At 39.7% G+C, this 18,888-nt stretch carries 19 protein-coding genes and 1 riboswitch; of the genes, 8 read left to right on the forward strand and 11 right to left on the reverse strand.

Annotation, left to right across the window (positions count from 1 at the left end; all coding sequences use genetic code 11):
- Positions 1 to 11: 11 nt before the first annotated feature.
- From J4Q03_RS09735 to J4Q03_RS09785, 11 genes are all read right to left on the reverse strand, one after another.
- Positions 12 to 788: a thiazole synthase gene (locus tag J4Q03_RS09735; RefSeq protein ID WP_426047997.1), complete on the reverse strand. Its 777-nt coding sequence runs from the start codon at positions 786 to 788 to the stop codon at positions 12 to 14.
- Positions 785 to 1,399 carry a thiamine phosphate synthase gene (locus J4Q03_RS09740; protein WP_426047998.1) on the reverse strand — a complete coding sequence of 205 codons (615 nt, stop codon included), beginning with the start codon at positions 1,397 to 1,399 and terminating at the stop codon, positions 785 to 787. Before J4Q03_RS09740 ends, J4Q03_RS09735 begins: the two co-directional genes overlap by 4 nt.
- A gap of 2 nt (positions 1,400 to 1,401) precedes the next feature.
- The gene (locus J4Q03_RS09745; protein WP_426047999.1) at positions 1,402 to 2,151 is read right to left on the reverse strand and encodes a hydroxymethylpyrimidine/phosphomethylpyrimidine kinase; all 750 of its coding nucleotides are present in this window, start codon (positions 2,149 to 2,151) and stop codon (positions 1,402 to 1,404) included.
- Positions 2,127 to 2,714, reverse strand: a complete 588-nt coding sequence (locus J4Q03_RS09750) for a thiamine phosphate synthase (protein ID WP_426048000.1) — start codon at positions 2,712 to 2,714, stop codon at positions 2,127 to 2,129. The genes J4Q03_RS09745 and J4Q03_RS09750 overlap by 25 nt, the downstream gene beginning before the upstream one ends.
- On the reverse strand, positions 2,711 to 4,522 hold the full coding sequence (thiC, locus tag J4Q03_RS09755) for a phosphomethylpyrimidine synthase ThiC (protein ID WP_426048001.1): 1,812 nt from the start codon (positions 4,520 to 4,522) through the stop codon (positions 2,711 to 2,713). Before thiC ends, J4Q03_RS09750 begins: the two co-directional genes overlap by 4 nt.
- Before the next feature lie 25 nt (positions 4,523 to 4,547).
- Complete coding sequence (gene thiS / locus J4Q03_RS09760) at positions 4,548 to 4,754, reverse strand: sulfur carrier protein ThiS (RefSeq protein WP_426048002.1); 207 nt, start codon at positions 4,752 to 4,754, stop codon at positions 4,548 to 4,550.
- A gap of 58 nt (positions 4,755 to 4,812) precedes the next feature.
- Positions 4,813 to 4,910, reverse strand: a riboswitch (TPP riboswitch).
- A 101-nt stretch (positions 4,911 to 5,011) separates the two neighbouring features.
- The gene (locus tag J4Q03_RS09765) at positions 5,012 to 7,081 is read right to left on the reverse strand and encodes a T9SS type A sorting domain-containing protein (RefSeq protein ID WP_426048003.1); all 2,070 of its coding nucleotides are present in this window, start codon (positions 7,079 to 7,081) and stop codon (positions 5,012 to 5,014) included.
- A 208-nt stretch (positions 7,082 to 7,289) separates the two neighbouring features.
- Entirely contained in the window at positions 7,290 to 7,967 is a 678-nt protein-coding gene (locus tag J4Q03_RS09770) for an RluA family pseudouridine synthase (protein ID WP_426048004.1), read from the reverse strand.
- A gap of 3 nt (positions 7,968 to 7,970) precedes the next feature.
- Positions 7,971 to 8,294: a hypothetical protein gene (locus J4Q03_RS09775; protein ID WP_426048005.1), complete on the reverse strand. Its 324-nt coding sequence runs from the start codon at positions 8,292 to 8,294 to the stop codon at positions 7,971 to 7,973.
- Positions 8,295 to 8,297: 3 nt separating this feature from the next.
- Positions 8,298 to 9,113: a 3-methyl-2-oxobutanoate hydroxymethyltransferase gene (panB, locus tag J4Q03_RS09780; protein WP_111958535.1), complete on the reverse strand. Its 816-nt coding sequence runs from the start codon at positions 9,111 to 9,113 to the stop codon at positions 8,298 to 8,300.
- Positions 9,114 to 9,175: 62 nt separating this feature from the next.
- Positions 9,176 to 9,889 carry a Crp/Fnr family transcriptional regulator gene (locus J4Q03_RS09785; protein WP_062652074.1) on the reverse strand — a complete coding sequence of 238 codons (714 nt, stop codon included), beginning with the start codon at positions 9,887 to 9,889 and terminating at the stop codon, positions 9,176 to 9,178.
- An 89-nt stretch (positions 9,890 to 9,978) separates the two neighbouring features.
- Between J4Q03_RS09785 and J4Q03_RS09790 the strand changes: the two genes are divergently transcribed.
- From J4Q03_RS09790 to J4Q03_RS09825, 8 genes are all read left to right on the forward strand, one after another.
- On the forward strand, positions 9,979 to 12,354 hold the full coding sequence (locus tag J4Q03_RS09790; protein WP_426048006.1) for a heavy metal translocating P-type ATPase: 2,376 nt from the start codon (positions 9,979 to 9,981) through the stop codon (positions 12,352 to 12,354).
- A gap of 109 nt (positions 12,355 to 12,463) precedes the next feature.
- Positions 12,464 to 12,691, forward strand: coding sequence for a cbb3-type cytochrome oxidase assembly protein CcoS (gene ccoS, locus J4Q03_RS09795; protein ID WP_116013027.1), 228 nt, complete (start codon positions 12,464 to 12,466; stop codon positions 12,689 to 12,691).
- A 5-nt stretch (positions 12,692 to 12,696) separates the two neighbouring features.
- The gene (gene ccoN, locus J4Q03_RS09800; protein WP_426048007.1) at positions 12,697 to 14,958 is read left to right on the forward strand and encodes a cytochrome-c oxidase, cbb3-type subunit I; all 2,262 of its coding nucleotides are present in this window, start codon (positions 12,697 to 12,699) and stop codon (positions 14,956 to 14,958) included.
- Between the two features lie 16 nt (positions 14,959 to 14,974).
- Positions 14,975 to 15,175, forward strand: coding sequence for a cbb3-type cytochrome oxidase subunit 3 (locus tag J4Q03_RS09805; RefSeq protein WP_062652071.1), 201 nt, complete (start codon positions 14,975 to 14,977; stop codon positions 15,173 to 15,175).
- 10 nt (positions 15,176 to 15,185) lie between these two features.
- Positions 15,186 to 16,067 carry a cbb3-type cytochrome c oxidase N-terminal domain-containing protein gene (locus tag J4Q03_RS09810; protein ID WP_426048008.1) on the forward strand — a complete coding sequence of 294 codons (882 nt, stop codon included), beginning with the start codon at positions 15,186 to 15,188 and terminating at the stop codon, positions 16,065 to 16,067.
- A 97-nt stretch (positions 16,068 to 16,164) separates the two neighbouring features.
- Entirely contained in the window at positions 16,165 to 17,619 is a 1,455-nt protein-coding gene (gene ccoG, locus J4Q03_RS09815) for a cytochrome c oxidase accessory protein CcoG (protein WP_426048009.1), read from the forward strand.
- 61 nt (positions 17,620 to 17,680) lie between these two features.
- Complete coding sequence (locus J4Q03_RS09820) at positions 17,681 to 18,133, forward strand: FixH family protein (RefSeq protein WP_426048010.1); 453 nt, start codon at positions 17,681 to 17,683, stop codon at positions 18,131 to 18,133.
- Positions 18,124 to 18,879, forward strand: a complete 756-nt coding sequence (locus tag J4Q03_RS09825) for a sulfite exporter TauE/SafE family protein (RefSeq protein WP_426048011.1) — start codon at positions 18,124 to 18,126, stop codon at positions 18,877 to 18,879. Before J4Q03_RS09820 ends, J4Q03_RS09825 begins: the two co-directional genes overlap by 10 nt.
- Positions 18,880 to 18,888 lie beyond the last annotated feature (9 nt).

The raw sequence follows: 18,888 nt of genomic DNA on the forward strand, positions 1-18,888 counted from the left end.
TGTGCTACATATTATTCAAATAGAAAAGACGTCAGAGGGCTTGATGCTTCGGCATGATCTGCTATTGCTCCCAAGCCTGATTCAAAGGCTCTTCTTCCGGCAATAACTCCTTCTTTAAAGGCCAGCGCCATATTTACAGGGTTCCTTGCTACGGCAATAGCGGTATTGACAAGAACGGCATCAGCTCCCATTTCCATCGCTTTTGCGGCATCCGAAGGGGCTCCGATTCCGGCATCTACTACAACGGGAACATTGCTCTGGCTGATAATGATCTCCAGAAAATCCAATGTTCTCAATCCTTTATTGGTCCCGATTGGAGCACCCAAAGGCATTACCACAGCGGTTCCGGCATCTTCCAGACGTTTACACAGAACAGGGTCGGCGTGGATGTAAGGCATTACGATAAATCCCAGTTTGGCCAGTTCCTCTGTTGCATATAGGGTTTCAATAGGGTCCGGAAGAAGGTATTTAGGATCGGGATGGATCTCTAATTTTACCCAGTTGGTTTCCAGCGCTTCTCTTGCAAGCTGGGCTGCCAATACCGCTTCTTTTGCAGTTCTTGCTCCTGAAGTATTGGGAAGGAGATGGGCATTGGTTCCTTTTAATGAATCCAATAATCCGTCTTCTGCTGCCCCGGAATCTATTCTTTTCAGAGCCATGGTAACCATATCTGTTCCTGAAGCGATCACAGAGGCTGCCATTTCCTGAAGATTTCCGAATTTTCCTGTTCCTAAGAACAATCTTGACTCAAATATCCTGTCTGCTATTATTAATTTCTGATTATTCATATCATTGCTTTTTTAAATTCACTGATTACAGATGGCCGGCTGGTGATCTCTCCGGAAACTGCAGCACCATATATTCCGATCTGCTGAAGACGTTCTATATCCTGAAGCACAACTCCTCCAATCGCAAAAATCCTCGGAATAGTGATTGATTTGTCTTTTAAACTTTTAATGATATTCTGATAGCCTTCAAATCCCAGAACAGGACTCAGTTTTTCTTTTGTAGCTGTAAATCTCAAAGGTCCCAAACCTATATAATCACATGGCTCACTGATTCTCTGAAGGACATCTGAAAGGGTATTGGCTGTTCCGCCTATGATTTTATTTTTACCTAAAACATGTCTCGCAATTTCAACGGACATATCTTTTAAACCTAAATGAACACCGTCTGCATCAATGTCTTTTGCCATCTGAACATGGTCATTAATGATACAGACCGTCTGGTACTCTGAACAAAGTTTCTTTGAAATTTCACAGAGTTGAAAGAACTCACTTTCATTGGCATTTTTCCAGCGGACCTGCAGCCATTTTATACCATTATTCAAAGCATTCCGGATATTAAGCTCCTGCTCTTCTCTTGTTGATCCCTGTGATATGTATTGTAATTTTTCCATGATTAAACTGAATGAAAACCCAATAAAGAAGGGTTACTTTTTAAAAATTTCTCAATATATAATTTTCCTTTCCTACAAGCACTTTCCAGGCTTTCTCCTTTTGCCAGCCAACCCGCAATTGCTGAAGACAGTACGCATCCTGAGCCATGTTTCGGAGAATAGCCGGAAGAATCATCAAAGCCTGGCTCCAAGGAGATCTCTTCTCCGTTCTGGATCAGGATATCTGTTCCTATTCTATCACTTCTGTGGCCGCCTTTGACCAATATGGCGCATGAGTTCTGGTCTTTATTTAAAAGACTGTGCTCCTTTAAAACATGGTATTCATTATAATTGGGTGTGATAAGATCAATCTTCTTTAAAACATTTGTCAAAAGAGCTAAGGTTTCCAGATCAAAAAAAGAAAACTCTGAGGTACTTTTTAATACGGGATCCCAGATGATCTTTGCTCCCCCGCTATGGAACCGTACGGTTTCTATAATCTTTTCCAGAAATACGGCATCTTTTACTACCCCTATTTTTACAGCCTGAATAGTATATTCCTGCATTAAAACAGTTATTGACGAAACTATTTGCTCCAAAGACTGCCAGTCAATACTCAGACATTGAGATCCGGTCTGGATGGTCATTGCTGTGCACACACCCAATCCTATTACTTCAAGCTGCTCAAATGTCTTTATATCAGCTAAAAGACCTGCTCCTCCTGAGGGATCAAATCCTGCAATACTTATCACAAAAGGACGTTCTTCCTGCATCTTTTGAATGTATTTAATGGTTCTTCACTTTCCCAAACCGCACCCAATAATGCAGCTCCGTCTGCTCCGCTTTCAAACACTTTACAGATATTATTCTCATTAATTCCTCCCAATGCAATTAATTTTACGTTTGGATTGGTTCTGTGCTTTATCTCTTCTATTACCGTTGATTCTTCTCCGTAGCCTTTTTTGGAAATACTCGGAAAAACCGGACTTATCAATGCATACTCCCATTCTTCTTCCAAGGAATTATAGGTTTCGATATCATGAACAGAAGTGGAAAGGGTACTTTGGCTTATATAAGATTGATAAGCTTCGTCTTTCCGGTCAGCTTCTCTGAAATGAAACCGGGAAATACGATGATCCTTCCCCAAATCATAATATCCGTGCAGTACCAGTTGAGGATAAAATTTCTCATCAATACTGTACAGGAAACTGGTCATTTCTTCCCGGCTCATCAAAGGTTTTCTTATATGGAGCAGATCCAATCCTTCCTGAAACATCCGGTTGATGATCTCCGTCTCATTATGAACTCTTGTTTCGGGAGTGATGACAAGGATCATATATAAATTTCTTTTCCTTTTTCAATAAATTCCTGGGATTTATCCAGCATGCCCTTTTCTGCAGAATCGCGAATTTCCTGGGTAATCTTCATGGAACAGAATTTCGGACCGCACATGGAACAGAAATGAGCTATTTTAGCTCCTTCTGCCGGCAGCGTTTCGTCATGATAAGCTCTTGCCGTATCAGGATCCAGTGAAAGATTGAACTGGTCTTCCCATCTGAATTCAAATCTTGCCTTACTTAAAGCATTGTCTCTGTATTGTGCTCCGGGATGACCTTTCGCCAAATCTGCCGCGTGTGCTGCTAATTTGTAGGTGATCACTCCAACTTTTACATCTTCTTTGTTAGGAAGACCCAAATGTTCTTTCGGGGTTACATAGCACAGCATTGCACAGCCGAACCAGCCGATCATAGCAGCACCGATACCAGAGGTAATATGGTCGTAACCCGGTGCAATATCTGTTGTCAAAGGCCCTAAAGTATAAAACGGAGCTTCCTGGCATTCTTCCAGTTGTTTCTCCATATTTTCTTTGATCATGTGCATGGGTACATGTCCCGGGCCTTCGACCATCACCTGTACATTGTGTTTCCAGGCAATTTTCGTCAGCTCACCTAAAGTTTCAAGTTCTGCAAACTGTGCAGCATCATTAGCATCTGCAATAGATCCCGGACGGAGACCATCTCCAAGCGAAAAAGCCACATCATATTTCTTCATGATCTCACAGATCTCTTCGAAATGGGTGTACAGGAAATTTTCTTTATGATGGTAAAGACACCATTTTGCCATGATGGAACCTCCTCTGGAAACAATTCCTGTTACTCTTTTTGCGGTAAGATGGATGTATCTCAATAAAACGCCGGCATGAATCGTAAAGTATGAAACGCCCTGTTCTGCCTGTTCAATTAAGGTATCTTTGAAAACCTCCCATGTCAGATCTTCGGGAACACCTTTCACTTTTTCCAAAGCCTGATAAATGGGGACGGTACCAATAGGAACCGGACTGTTTCTGATGATCCATTCTCTTGTTTCGTGGATATTTTTCCCCGTAGAAAGATCCATAATGGTATCTGCACCCCAACGGCAGGCCCAGACCGCTTTCTCTACTTCTTCTTCAATACTTGATGAAACAGCACTGTTTCCGATATTGGCATTAATTTTAACTAAAAAATTACGCCCAATGATCATTGGCTCGCTCTCCGGGTGATTGATGTTATTCGGGATGATTGCTCTTCCTGCAGCAATTTCATCTCTTACAAATTCGGGACTTATTTTGCTTTTCGGAGTATTGGCACCGAAACTGTTTCCGGGATGCTGAAATGACATTTCTTTAGAGACTGTTTCCAGCTGCTCAATCCGCTGGTTTTCCCTGATCGCCACATATTCCATTTCCGGGGTAATGATTCCCTGTTTTGCATAATAAAGCTGGGTAAGCTCTAATCCTTCTTTGGCTACCTTAGGTTTGTGATCGTACGCAAAACGCAGTTCATCAAGGCGGGAATCTGCAAGACGGGCTTTTCCGTATTCTGAAGTGATTCCGCTCAGGATATCCACATCTTTTCTGTCCAGTATCCATTGCTCCCTGATTCGTGGAAGTCCTTTTGTGATATCAATGGATGCATTTTCATCGGTATAGGGCCCCGAGGTGTCATAAATAGTAACCGGAGGGTTATCTTCTAAAGTTCCGTTGCTAAGCTTTGTGGGACTTAGATGAATTTCACGCATTGCTACGCTGATAGGATGTATTTTTCCTTCAACGTAAATTTTCCTGGCGTTCGGAAATGGCGAACAGGTGATTGAATGAGCCATAAGTTTTTGTATTATTAAGTGAGAGTTAACCGCCCTGAGTGGCAGCAATGATTAAAACTGAATCTTTGTCTTTAAGGATTGTTTCTGCCCAGGCGGACAGTGGAATAATACGGTTATTGAGAGCCACGGCTATCCCTTTTTTCTTTCCGGGTATTTCCATAGCCATCAGTACCTCCAGATTATCCGGAAGTACTTCAAATGTTTTCGTACTGTGGTTGATTGTAAGTTCCATTCCTAATTATTTTATATATACTTTAGGAATGGCCGTTATTGTACAATAGAATGTACAGTAAAAGTCATCTACTTTTCCCTACGCTGGTATAATCCAGATCAGGTTCAAAGGGTAAAGTCTCAGTCTGTATGTCTACAGACACCCCTAAAGTTGTGACGAAGGTAGGTATTTTTTCAGAACAGACAAAATATAAGATTGAAAAAGCAAAAGCCCGGAGCTGTTCAAAACTCCGGGCTTTTAATTTTTATTTTAAGATTTTATTTTTTAATCGCTTTTACGTGGCCTATACTTCCGTCTTTCATAGTCAGATTTAGAATGTATAATCCTGATTTTAATTCACCTAAGTAGATTTCTTGAGATGGATCCTCAATAGTTTTTATCATTCTTCCTGCACTGTCAAAAACCTGAATAGATTTTACTTTTTCAATATCAGTGATCGTTATGATATCTTTAAATGGATTAGGATATACTTTCATGCGGTCTTTAGCATTCACTTCGGATGTACTTAAGCATGCGCTGTCCACTGTTGCAGTAACAGTTGTTCTTGCGCTTTCGCATTTGCTGCTAATCTGCCAGTCATAGAAATAATAGTAAGATGCTATAGGGCTATTTCCAGTAAGGTTTCCGGCTGTTATAGATAATGCTCCCGGAACCGTCAATGGATAACTACCCCAGGTATCTCCTGATTCTCTTATCAATCCAGACACACCACCTGATTTGGCAAGCATCATTAATTTATAGTTATTTCCAGGTGGGACTGTAAAGTTTAAAGGGACATAAGTTTTTACATGTGGAGTGGCAGAGCCCACCAGGTTTACCGTAATGGTCTGTAGTGTCACAGCAGGGGAAACATTTCCATCCTGTAAAGCAATTTCTACCGTTCCTGCTCCTGTACCCATTGGATATACATTTACCCCATTAATGACAACAGTAGAATAAGCGTCAAAAAGCAAACCTGCATCCTGAGTATAACCTGATGTAGATATAGCATTCGTCATTCCTGCCGAAGCGGTATTTCCTGTTGAAGCAGTTACATAATAAGGAGTTGTGCTGCTTAATACCGGAGTTGTAAAGCTCGGTCCCGTACCGACTACATTTCCTGCCGTAGCAGCATCATACCAGGTTATAGAAGCTCCGGTGTCTGCTGTAGCCGACAGTGTTGCAGTCTGATTAGGACAAACAGTAGCACCAGCAGTTGTAAGAATTGCCGGCGGCAGGCATTGTGTAACAACCCGTATAGGCTGAAGCGACCATACACTTGTATTTCCTCCTCCACAATTTGATCTGATCCAGACATAATATACGGTAGAAGGCGCCAATGATCCTATGGTAGCTGAAGTGCCGGTAAGATTTGGGTTAGTAGGTGCTGTAGAAGATATTGGAGCTGTATTGGAAGTACTGTAATAAATATCATATCCTGATGGAGCTGATGGAGAAGCGGTCCAGGATACTGAGGCACTGTTATTGGTAGTTGTGCCTGCCGTAAGTCCCAATGGAGCATAGCATGTTGGCGGTGTCCAGGTATAGGTTAACCCTGCAGAAGGCATTCCCGGAATTGAGTTAACTGTATTAAATGCCTGTGTGCTGTTATTTGCTGTTCCTTCGGTAGAGTTTACAAATTCCAGTGTTGTGGCATTAAGCCGGGTATTAAAATCAGCGGAGGAAGTTCCCCTCAGACCGATCTGAGCTGTTCCTGAAATAGTTGTGTTCCCTACTAAATAGGCCCCGCTGCTATAAACCATTTCAATAATATTTGAAATTTCCTTCAAACGGATCTGAAACGAAAAGGCATATGCTGTTGTTGTAGAGGTACTGCTGTTGGGCCTGAAATTTTTCCATTGTATAACAGCTTCCCTGTTGGGAGCCGAACCGGTTATTTCCCAGTTGATGCTGCCGGTAGTTCCACTGATATCGAAAAAACTGCTTATGTCTTTTCCAAAAACGGAAACTGCTCCGTCATAGGCTGTAGAACTTGATATTGGAGTAGTCGTAGTTGTACCCGGAGCCGTTGTACCAAAAGTAATAAAGCCGTTCGTTGATACATTCAATGCATTGTAGGAAGTTCCGTTAAATACAAAGTCGAACGGCAAGGTTAAAGGATAAACATCGCTGTTAAGGTTTGTTGATGAAGTATTGCCGGTAGCGTCTGCCAATGCAGTTCCTACAATGGGAGTGTAGGTTCCGGAAGAACGGGAAAAACTATAAGCACTTACCTGTGCTGATACTAAACTGCTGCCTGCAAGCAAAGCGGTAAAACCGAATAAGGCACTTTTTAAATAATTTACTTTTTCTCTTCGTTGAGGAAAAAAATTGTAAAAATGTTTCATATGGGATTGGATTAAAATTCCCACTAAGATATTAATTTTTACGAAAATCTAAATAAAAAATGAAATTAACAACATTATTTATATTAAATACAATTAAAAACAACGAATTTATCACACATAATGGAAAAATACAAATACAGAATCGTCAATAAAATTCAATATCTAAAGCAACAAAAGAAAATCCTGCAAAATATGCAGGATCAATTTTTTATTCTTCGCAGGCTCTCCATATGGCATCATTCTGCGGAACGGGAGCTGTAATTTCTATTTTTTCCTTCGTAACAGGATGAATAAACTCCAGTTTTCTTGCATGAAGATTAATTCCACCATCCGGATTGGAGCGGGCCGCTCCGTATTTCAGATCTCCTTTTATAGGAACCCCGGTTTTTGACAGCTGGGCACGGATCTGGTGATGCCTTCCGGTTTCCAGATCAATTTCAAGGAGCATATAATTATCCAATGTTTTAATCACCCGATAAGTAAGAATAGCTTCCTTTGCTCCTTCGGTTATCTTTGGAAAAACAATAGCCTTATTATTCTTTTCATTCTTTTTTAAATAATGAACAAGCCTCTGGCTCTGAGGAATCATTTCTTTTCCTACAACAGCCCAGTATGTTTTCCTGACTTCCCTGCTTTTTACCATCTGGGTAAGTCTGGAAAGTGCTTTGGAGGTTTTAGCATAGATGACCAGTCCCGAAGTCGGGCGGTCTATACGGTGAACTAAGCCGAGAAAAACATTTCCCGGCTTAGCATCTCTTTTCTTTATAAAATTCTTAATGGACTCCAGCAAAGATTCATCACCGGTTTTATCGCCCTGAACAAGCTGTCCTGCTTTTTTATTAACCACCAGAAGATGGTTATCTTCATATACAATCTGCTCCTCCATACATTACGAACGTCCCGGTCTGTTGGTAAAAGAAATGATAATTCCTCCGAGAAGACCAATTGTTTTAAGCATTGAAAGTTTAGAATCCGACGGCAGAAATGCTCCGATTACACAAATTGCTGCTGCCACATACATGGCATACATAAAATTTTTATTGGTAAGTAACGGGGCCTGAACGAAGAAACTCGCTCCTATCAATACATAAAAAACTTTTCTGGAGAGAAGCTCGTTGATCTCCGGAGAGAATAAGTTAAACCAGCCTACCGCCATACATATAATGGCTGCGATTGATAAGATTCCCTGAAGTGATTGTTGTTGGTTCATCATTAATTAATAGCTTTCATTTTCATTAGGAAATTCAACACTTTTCACATCTTTCACGTACTGGGCAACTGCTCCTGTAATTTCTGTATACAGATCAAGATATCTTCTTAAGAACTTAGGACTGAAACCTTTGTTCATCCCAACCATATCATGATACACAAGAACCTGTCCGTCACAGTCAGCTCCCGCTCCAATCCCGATGGTAGGGATAGAAATACTTTCCGATACTTTTTTAGCTAGATCAGCAGGAATTTTTTCTAAAACGATTGAAAAACATCCCAGTTCTTCCAAAAGCTGTGCGTCACTGATCAGTTTTTCAGCTTCCGCTTCTTCTTTAGCTCTTACTTTATAGGTTCCGAATTTGTAGATAGACTGCGGTGTCAGTCCCAAATGTCCCATTACTGGAATTCCGGCATTGATAATTTTTTTAATAGATTTTGAAATTTCTTTACCTCCTTCAATTTTCACTGCATGAGCACCTCCTTCCTTCATCATTCTTACCGCAGACTCCAGGGCTTTCTCAGGATTACTCTGGTAGGTCCCGAATGGGAGGTCTGCTACCACAAGAGCCCTGTCTACTCCACGAACAACACTTTGAGCGTGATAAATCATCTGATCTAAAGTAATCGGCAGAGTCGTTTCAAAACCAGCCATCACATTAGCAGCAGAATCTCCTATCAAAATAGCATCAACACCGCCGGCATCTACCATTTTGGCAGTGGTAAAATCGTAAGCAGTAAGCATTGTTATTTTTTCCTTGTCGAATTTCATTTTACGCAAGGTTTCAGTTGTAACTTTTTTAATTTCAGAATGAACAGACATAATTATCTATTTTTTAAAAGTTAAAAAGTCGGCTTTCGCCGACTTAAATTTTTGTATGATTGTTATAAAACTACGTGACCTAGTTTCATCAGTTTGTCGTGGTTCAAAATTTTGATATTTCTTCCGTCTACTTCTATGAGACTGTCCTGTTTGAATTCAGAGATCAAACGGATGGCACTTTCTGTAGCAGTACCGATAATGTTGGCAATTTCTTCTCTGGTGAGCGAAATTTTAATAAACCCTTCAGGATCTACTCCCAATTTCTGTTCCAGAAGAATCAGGATTTCTGCCAGTCTTTCTCTTACCGTTTTCTGTGCAAGGAAGGTTATGGTATTGGATGATTCTCCCAGTTCATAAGAGATTTTCTGAAGCATCGCAAAAGAAAGCTGCGGATCTACCTCCAGAAGGTACATGAAAACATCTGCCGGGAGGAAGATACATTCAATGTCTGTCATAGCCTCAGCCTTTGCCTGGAAATTTTCCCCGCAAAGTAATGAACGATAGCCGATAATATCCCCCTCTTTGATAAATCTTAAGATCTGGTCTTTTCCAAAAGCTCCCGACTTGGAAAGCTTAGCAGCTCCTTTTTCTAAAACATACACTCCTTTTGGTGTTTCCCCGTCCTCGAAAATGGTGTCGTGCTTCTGAAAACTCAATTTTTTCTTGCTGTTAATATATTTTTCAAAATCAGTGCTAGAAAGTCTTTCCTTAAATGATTTATCATTAAAAACTCTGGCGAACCTCTCTTCAATTGCAATCTGTTGTTCCTGCGACATTTTATATGACATTTATCACAAAAATAGAACTTTTTAACGCGATAAACAAAAAAAATTGTTATAATTTTGTAGTTCAATATATTATGGTGGTGAGCGAGAACTGTTTTCATTGTGGTCAAGGTATAGAAAAGGAGCGAATTTTATTTGATGAAAAGACTTTCTGTTGCAACGGATGCAAGTCTGTTTACGAAATTCTGAATCTCAATGATTTAACTAATTTCTACGAACTTAATAAAAGAGCAGGAATCCGCCCCGATGAGAGTTCTTCTCAATTTGAATATCTTGATACGCCGGAAATTTTTGAAAAAATCACTGATTTTTCGGAAGGAAAAACAAGTCTTGTTACTTTTAAAATTCCCGTAATACACTGTTCTTCATGCATCTGGCTTCTGGAAAGCTTACATACCCTGAATGAGCATATCAATTATTCTCAGGTAAATTTCACCAGGAAGACCCTACAGATTTCATTCAACCATAACGACCTCAAATTAAGCGAACTAGCTAATTTCTTAACCAACCTTGGCTACAAACCTGTTATCAGCCTTGAAACCGCCGATAAAAATGTAGATCATCTCGATAAATCTCTACTTATAAAATTTGCCATTGCCGGTTTTGCATTCGGAAACGGAATGTTCCTGGCCTTTCCTGAATATGTAGGAGGTGAAGATTACTGGATGGAACATTATAAAGGACTTTTCAGAACACTGATGTTCCTTTTAGCCTGTCCGGTTGTATTTTATTCCGCTTCAGATTATTACAAATCTGCCTGGTATGGATTGAAGAATAAAATTGTCAATATCGATGTCCCTATTGTCTTGGGGATACTTGTTCTTTTCGGACGGAGTATTTACGAAGTGGTTACAGATTACGGTCCCGGATATTTTGATACATTATGTGGATTGCTTTTCTTTATGTTAATGGGAAAAATTTTCCAGAAAAGAACATACAGCGCCTTATCTTACGACAGAGATTATAAATCATTCTACCCTATCGCAGTAACCAAAGTAGATTTTGAAGGAAAGCAGGACAATATTCTTCTTTCTGAGATTAAAGTGGGAGACAGGATCCTGGTAAGAAATCAGGAGATCATCCCCGTTGACGCTATCCTGATCAACGGAGAAGGAAATATAGACAACAGTTTTATCACCGGAGAAAGCGAAAGCATCAGCAAACAGCCGGGTGACAAAATCTTTGCAGGAGGTAAACAGATCGGTTCTTCACTGGAACTGGAAGTGATCAAAGATGTTGATCAGAGTTATCTGACACAACTTTGGAATAAGGAAGCTTTTAAGAAACACGAAACCGGACTTGACACGCTGACCAATAACGTCAGTAAATATTTCACATTCATCATTTTAGGTATCGCGGTGATCTCAGGAATTTACTGGTCTTTCATTGACCTGAATACAATGTTCCAGGTTATTTCGGCAATTCTTATTATTGCCTGTCCTTGTGCCCTTGCATTATCTGCACCGTTTACTTTTGGACATATTATGAGGATCCTGGGGCGCAACAAGTTTTATGTAAAAGATACTCTGACGATTGAAAAAATAGCCAAACTGGATACCATTGTTTTTGACAAAACAGGGACCATCACACACAGAAAAAAATCAAACATCAGATATGAAGGCTCTGAAATTAATGAGTTTGACAGCCTGAATATCAAAACATTACTAAAGAACTCCAATCATCCGCTTTCTAAATCCCTGTATGAATTCATTGAAGTTAACGACAACTACTTCCCCGTTGAAAGCTTCCGTGAGATTTCAGGAAAAGGATATGAAGCCAGTGTAAGAGGAAATGTTTATAAAATAGGCTCTGCCCGCTATAACGACCAGGAACCCCGAAACCTTGAAACAGCGGTATATATAAGCAAAAACGGCGAGTTTTTAGGTAAATTCATCTTTAAGAATGAATACCGTCCGAAATTAAGAGAGCTGTTTACAAAGCTCACCGATTACAAAATATTCATCCTGAGCGGCGACAACTCCTCCGAGGAAAACCAGCTTAAAGAACTTATCCCTAATTATCATGGAATGGCGTTCAACCAAAGCCCGGAAGACAAGCTTAATTACATCAAAAATCTTCAGGACCAGAACATGAAAGTAGCTATGCTGGGAGATGGCCTGAATGACGCCGGAGCACTGAAGCAAAGTAATGTAGGGATCGCTATTGCAGATGATACCAACAGCTTTACTCCTTCTTCCGATGTGATTATGAACGGCGACAAAGTAGTTACACTAGACAAGTACCTCAATGTCTGCAAAGGATCGATTACCATTGTAAAAATGACATTCATAATCAGTTTTCTATACAATATTGTTGGTTTAAGTTACGCAGTTACAGGCCAGATGCATCCGCTCTTCGCAGCAATCATCATGCCAATCAGCTCTATTACTGTGGTGGCATTCACTACTCTTTCCACCTGGATTTTGGGCCGGAAACATTTCAAAAAACAGGCGTAGAAGCCCTTATTTAGACTGATTTTAAATTAGCTGAAATCCGCATTTCGTGATGAATGTCATTATTTTTCACTAAATTTGAACCCCGAAAATAGGTTAATTTTGTTGTCCAATGGATATTCTATATTTAATGATCCTCTGCAGTGTTTCTTTGGCTGCGATTTTCTTGGTCGTATTTATAGTGTATGCCCGAAAAGGACAGTTTGAGGATGATGAATCCCCCGCTGTCAGAATCCTTTTTGATAATGGAGAAATCAAGGAAAAGGATGAAAAGGGCAACAAAGATAAAGACGAGAAAAAAATAGGAGAGAATAATAAAATTGAAGAAAAAAGTGAATAGTTGATATGGAAACACAAAAGTTTAGTTATGACAACAGTATTGTCCGTGCGTTCCTTTATGCGACCTTAGTTTTCGGTCTTATAGGATTTACGTTCGGGCTTACGGCGGCATTAATGCTTTTCTACCCGGAATTGCCGGAATTTATATTCGGTACAGATGATACAACCATCAAAAGTCTTGCATCAGGCAATATTCAAGGGTTAATAAACACTCATGGTGCATTTGGTTTTGGTAGAATCAGAATGCTTCATACCAATACTGTAATTTGGGCATTTGTATGTAATATCGTTTATACCGGTATTTATTACTCATTACAGAGATTATTAAAAACAAGAATGTACAGTGATACATTATCATGGTTGCATTTCTGGACTTGGCAGTTTATGATCGTTGCTACGTTCGTTACATTCTTTATGGGGATCAATACTTCCAAAGAATATGCTGAACATGAATGGCCGATCGACATATTGATTGCATTCTCCTGGATTGTTTTCGGAATCAACATGTTCCTTACGATTTCAAAAAGAAGAGTAAGACACCTTTATGTAGCTATCTGGTTCTATATTGGTACATGGATTGCCGTGGCTATGCTTCATATCTTCAACAACCTTGAAGTTCCATTATCTTTCGCAGGCTGGAAATCTTATTCAGCTTATGCAGGGGTAAAAGATGCTATTGTACAGTGGTGGTACGGTCACAATGCCGTTGCATTCGTACTGACGACCCCGGTTCTTGGTTTGATGTATTACTTCCTTCCGAAGGCAGCAGACAGACCGGTTTTCTCTTATAAACTGTCTATTATTCACTTCTGGTCATTAATTTTCGTATATATCTGGGCTGGTCCTCACCACCTTCAGTATACTGCTCTTCCGGCATGGGCTCAAGCTGTGGGAACAGGTTTCTCTATCATGCTTATCGCCCCGTCTTGGGGAGGGATGCTAAATGGACTTCTTACGCTGAGAGGAGCTTGGGATAAAGTAAGGGAAAACCCTATCCTTAAGTTCTTCGTAGTAGCTGTAACATGCTACGGTATGGCAACATTCGAAGGTCCGCTTTTGGCAACTAAAAACATTAACAAAATTGGTCACTTTACAGACTGGGTTATCGGTCACGTACACTTAGGAGCTCTTGGATGGAATGGTTTCATGGCATTCGGGGTTATCTATTACTTGGTACCCATTATGTGGAGAACAAAAATTTGGTCTGTAAAACTAGCTAACTGGCACTTCTGGTTAGGAACATTAGGAATTATTTTCTATGCAGTACCAATGTATATTTCAGGATTTACACAAGGTTTGATGTGGAAACAGTTCAATCCGGACGGTACTTTGATGTACAAAAACTGGTTGGATACAGTAACTGCTATCATCCCTTATTTTAAGATGAGATTCTTAGGAGGTATATTCTATATTTCCGGGGCCATCTTAATGATCGTTAACGTAATCGCTACAGTAAGAAAAGGTTCATTCCAGAAAGAAGTTCCTGCTGAAGCACCTGCGTTGGCTAATATCGGAAACAAACGTAAAGAAGGTGAAGGGACTCACTTATGGCTTGAAAGAATGCCTGTATTATTAGGTATTTTATCTTTCCTGACAATTTCCATCGGTAGTTCAGTTGAAATTATCCCTACACTATCTCTTAAGAAAAGTGTACCTACAATTTCAGCAGTAAAACCATATTCACCGCTTGAATTAGAGGGTAGAGATATTTATATCCGTGAAGGATGTAATGCTTGCCACTCCCAGATGATCAGACCTTTCAGGGATGAGATTACAAGATTCAACGGTAAGAACGGACAGTATTCCAAAGCTGGAGAATTTGTATATGACAGACCATTCCTATGGGGTTCTAAGAGAACTGGACCGGATTTACATAGAGAAGGAGGTAAAAACCCAAGTTCTTGGCATTACAAGCACATGTATAACCCAAGATCTACATCAGCAGGATCTATCATGCCTCGTTACCCTTGGCTAATTGCAAGTAACCTGGACAGATCTAAAATGGTAGACAAAATGAAGCTGATGAAGAATACGTTTGAAGTTCCTTATACGAAAGCTGAAATAGATTCTGCAAATAAATGGGCAGACAACCAGGCAACAAAGATCGTAAAAGACATCTTCTCGGAAGCGAATGACCTTAAGGTAGCTTACGCCAAGAGACCTCAGGGAGAATTGGAGAAAAAAGAGATTGTAGCTCTTATTTCTTATCTTCAGAGATTAGGAACAGATATTAAGACTACAGAAATAAAAACAGCAAGTACTAACTAAACATTAAAAGGTTCACATGATTCCTCAGAACTTTAAAGATATATTATCCAATACAGAAAACGCTGGTCTCTACCAGACGCTGGCTCTGATTTTCTTTATGCTGTTCTTCGTAGCTCTGGTAATCTATGTTTTTAGCAGGCCTAAAAAATATTACAAAGAGGAAGAAGAGGCTCCACTTGGGGATGACGAGGATGACGATTTTAATTTAAAAAATTAAACTATTTATTATGAAACAAAGAACACCTGTTGTTGTAAACATCTTAATAATAACTGGACTTTTAATAGTTTTTTATTATTTGTTTGTACAGAGCTACTCGTTCCTAGCTTCACCTTACTTCTGGGGAACTGTTGTGATCAGTGCTATTTTGGCATACATCCACAGTGCTATTGGAGATTTAATTGAAAACAATAAGTTCAAAAAACTATCTCCGGAAGAAAAAGCAGCTTATCTGGCAGAAAAGAAAGTGCCTTTCTTAAAAAGAATGTACGAAAGTGCCTTCAAGAAACAGTCTGCTACAGAAGAAAAAGATATCCTTATCGATCATGGTTTCGATGGGATCATGGAATTGGACAATCAGCTTCCAAAATGGTGGATAGGTTTATTCTATTTTGGGACTGCTTTTTGTATTGTATATATCGCAGCTTATTCCTTCACAGACTTCGCACATCCGTTGAGCGAATACGAACAGGAATATAAAGAACAGATGGCCAGCATTGCAAAATATGAATCTGAGCAGCCTCCTGTAACTATAGAAACAGCGAAGTACTCTGCTGACAATATCGCGGAAGGAAAAGAACTATTCAAAACCAACTGTGCATCTTGTCACAAAGAAGACGGAAGTGGTGGTATTGGTCCAAACCTTACGGACAACTACTGGATCAACCAGCCGGAGAAAACTTTATTTAAAAACGTTTTCCATATGGACTGGAACGGTTCTCCTACCAACCCTTCAATGAGAGCATTCGGTAAGAACGGAGAAGTTTCAGGTGCGGAGATTGAAAAGATTGCAGCGTATGTATATCACATCAATCAGGAACAACCGCCGGTGACGCAGGCTCAGGGAGGAGCTGCTCCTCAGGGAACCGAAGCGCATTGGGAAAAAGAATAATTTTAAAAGAAATTAGAAACATATGAAAAAAACATAATTTGTTATTAGATTAAAATAGTAACGAATTATGTTTTTTCTTTTTTAAAACATATTACAAATGTCAGACATAGAAGAAATAGAAGTACGAGGTGGACAGGGCCAGGTTCTGGATCCTGAAACTTACAGAGATTCTATCGGGACAATGGAGCAATCCGGTAAGAGAAAATGGGTATTTCCAAGGAAACCAAAAGGGAAATACACCAATTATAGAAATATTGTAAGTTATGCTTTATTAATTATTTATTTTACAGTACCATTCCTCAAAATCAATGGTAATCCATTCTTTTTGTTTAATGTTATCGATAGGGAGTTTTTCATTTTCGGACAGCCTTTCTATCCACAGGACTTTTTTATCCTTACTTTAGGTGCTATCGCATCCTTAATATTTATCATCATTTTTACGATTGCGTTCGGAAGAATTTTCTGCGGGTGGATATGCCCTCAGACAATTTTTATGGAATCTATCTTCCGTAAAATTGAATATCTTATTGAAGGAGACCGAAACAGGCAGATGAAGCTGGACAGACAGGAGTGGAACAGCGAAAAGATCTGGAAGCGAAGCTTGAAATGGACGGTATATGTGATTATTTCCCTGATTATCACCCACTTTATGCTAATGTACATCGTTGGTTATCAGGAGATTTTCAGAATCATATCAGAGGGGCCGTTCGCCCACCCTACCAATTTTATCATCATGATTCTTTTTTCAGCGGCATTTTACTTTGTATTTGCATGGTTCAGAGAACAGGTTTGTACTTTAGTTTGTCCATACGGAAGGCTTCAGGGTGTTTTAATTGATAAAGATACTATTAATGTTTTCTACGACTTTAAAAGAGGAGAAAACAGATCGAAATGGAGAAAAGGCGAAGACCGTAAGGCTGCAGGAAAAGGAGACTGTATCGACTGCCATCAGTGTGTGGTGGTCTGCCCTACAGGAATTGACATCAGAGACGGACAGCAGCTGGAATGTGTGAACTGTACTGCATGTATCGACGCGTGTGATGAAGTAATGGAAAAGGTAGGACTTCCGAAAGGCCTGATAAGATATGCCTCTGAAAACGAGATCGAGAATCAGACTGAATTCAAATTCACAGGAAGAATGAAAGGTTTTGCAGTGGTTCTTGTTTTATTGGTTGGATTCCTTGGATTCCTTCTTTACAGCAGAGGAGAAATGGAGGCGAAATTCATTAAGCCTGCAGGAAGTACGTTCTTTGTAAGAGATGGTAAGATTACCAATACTTACAATTATACCTTCCTTAATAAAACCAACGACAAGAAGATAGTAACGATAAAAGTTCTGGAGCCGGCTCACGGTGAGATTACCTACAGTGCATCCAGCAAGATCCAGGTAGACCGGGATAAAATTTCAAAAGGAACAATCAATATCAGCTTCCCAGAGAATGATATGAAACTTTCAAAACAGAACATAACCATTGGCGTTTATGATATGAAAGGTAAGCTTATAGATTCTTACCAGACGTATTTTGAGGGACCATTCAAACTGCAATTTTAATTAAAAAGCCTCTATAATTTAAAATCATGAGGTTTAAAACAGATAAAAAAATCCGGAAGAAATGAAAAACTTTAGTTGGGGACACGGTGTAGTCATTGCATTATTTGCATTCATTGCTTTTATATTATCCATGCTGTTTCTTTTCCCGAACGGGCAGAAGAATTCTGAAATGGTAACAGATAATTATTACGAGGAGGAACTTAAGTACCAGGATGTCATTGATGCCAAGAAAAAAGCAGACGATCTGCAGGAAAAACCGGTGTACAGCCAGGAAAAGAACGGAATCAAAATTACTTTTCCAAAAGAATACAATAATACAAATACTACGGTAAAATTTGTTTTAAACAGAACCGACGACCAGAATTTAGACATAAAAAAATCTGTACAGCTTGATGCCACTCAATCTTTCTTTATACCGGGACAGGTATTGAAACCTGGAAATTATACTCTGAGACTGATGTGGACAAAAGACAAAGCAGACTATAGAATGGATTATGATGTGATATGGAAATAGGACTTATTTTATCGGCAATTGCATTAGGATTTGCTTCCGGTTTTCACTGTATCGGAATGTGCGGACCTATTGCCTTATCGATGGGATTGACTAAGAAACAGGCCACCAATTTCTATCTTCAGAATTTAACCTATCAGTTTGGCAGGATCTTCACCTATTCTTTATTAGGCGCCGTTCTGGGAATTGTAGGAGAAGGTTTTGAAATGGCAGGCTTCCAGCAGTATCTTACGGTCATTGCGGGAATTCTTCTGATTATTATGGCTCTGTTTTCTTTTGGTGGAAAAGATTTTGCCTCCAAGATTCCTTTTCTTTCTAAATTTCTCTTTTCAGTAAAGTTGAATTTAGGAAAACTGCTGCAGAAAGCAGATTATCGATCAAGGTTTACAACCGGGCTTCTTAACGGCTTTCTTCCATGCGGCATGGTTTACATGGCTCTTACAGCAAGTCTGGCAGCAGGAGGAGTATGGCAGGGAGCTTCATATATGGCTTTATTCGGTCTTGGAACCCTCCCATTCATGTTTGCGGTAGTTTTAGCCGGAAATCTAATGAATCAGGCTTTTAGAGTTAAAATTCTGAAAGCGGTTCCTGTTATTATGATTATTTTGGGAGGACTATTCATACTGAGAGGTCTGGAACTGGGAATTCCTTATATCTCACCGAGAGCTGAAGCAATGACCATTTCTAAAGATCACAACGGCAACTGCCATATTGAAGGGCATGATCACAGCTCGGCCAACTGCCACTAATACAACTAA

Origin of the sequence: Chryseobacterium sp. NFX27, assembly GCF_049887855.1 — a bacterium.
GTDB lineage: Bacteria > Bacteroidota > Bacteroidia > Flavobacteriales > Weeksellaceae > Chryseobacterium.